Genomic DNA, 959 nt, shown 5'->3' on the forward strand with positions numbered 1-959 from the left:
GAACACCTAAAAAAGTTTTTGAAGATCCTGATTCAGAACGTGTGAAACAGTTTCTTCAACCGAAGTACTAATATTCAGTACAAACAAACTGCTCCCTTTAGAGAGCTGACATTAAATAAGAGGAAGACCTCACTATGAAAAAACTATCGCTATTAATGGGTTGTATCTTAGCTGCGAGCAGCAGCATTGGTTTCGCAGCTGACAAACTAAAGTTAGCTGTTGATGTACCTTACGAGCCGTTCGAATATAAAGCGCCAGACGGCACGCTTACTGGTTTCGAAATTGACCTTGGCAACGCTGTATGTGCTGAAATCAAAGCGGAATGTGAGTGGGTTATCCAAGCTTGGGACGGCATTATTCCAGGACTTTTAGCGCGTAAATACGACGTTATCTTCTCTTCTATGTCTATCACTCCTGAGCGTGCTGAAAAAGTATTGTTCTCTGAAGGTTACTACAACACACCTTCTGCATGGTTTGGTAAAAAAGGTACTGATCTGGACGTGACTGACAAGGCTGCCTTCAAAGGCCTTCGCGTTGGCGTTCAGCGTGGCACAGTTCAAGATGATTACGTGACAAAAGATATCGGCGCAGACACTGTTGAAATCAAGCGTTACACCACGGCTGACGACCTTGTTCTTGATCTAACCGGTGGCCGTCTAGACTTAGTATTCCTAGACTTCCCAGTAGGTGAATCAACCATCCTTAAAGATGAAAACTACCAGTCAGTCGGCGACACCATGCAAGTTGGTGGTGAGGGCGTTGGCGCTGCATTCCGCAAGCGTGACAAAGACCTTGCTGAAAAATTCAATGCTGCGCTTAAAAAGCTCAAAGAAGACGGTACTTACGATGAGATCATGAACAAGTACTTCTCTTACAGCATTAAGATTTAATGCTAAAAGTCAGATGTCAGGCGCTATATGCCTGACGTCTGATTGACGATTAATTTTCACGGAACTTAC

At 43.9% G+C, this 959-nt stretch carries 1 protein-coding gene; it reads left to right on the plus strand.

From position 1 onward, the window contains the following. The first annotated feature begins 134 nt into the window (after positions 1-134). On the plus strand, positions 135-890 hold the full coding sequence (locus A3762_RS05115; protein ID WP_068478248.1) for a transporter substrate-binding domain-containing protein: 756 nt from the start codon (positions 135-137) through the stop codon (positions 888-890). Positions 891-959 lie beyond the last annotated feature (69 nt).

Source organism: Oleiphilus sp. HI0125 (assembly GCF_001635355.1).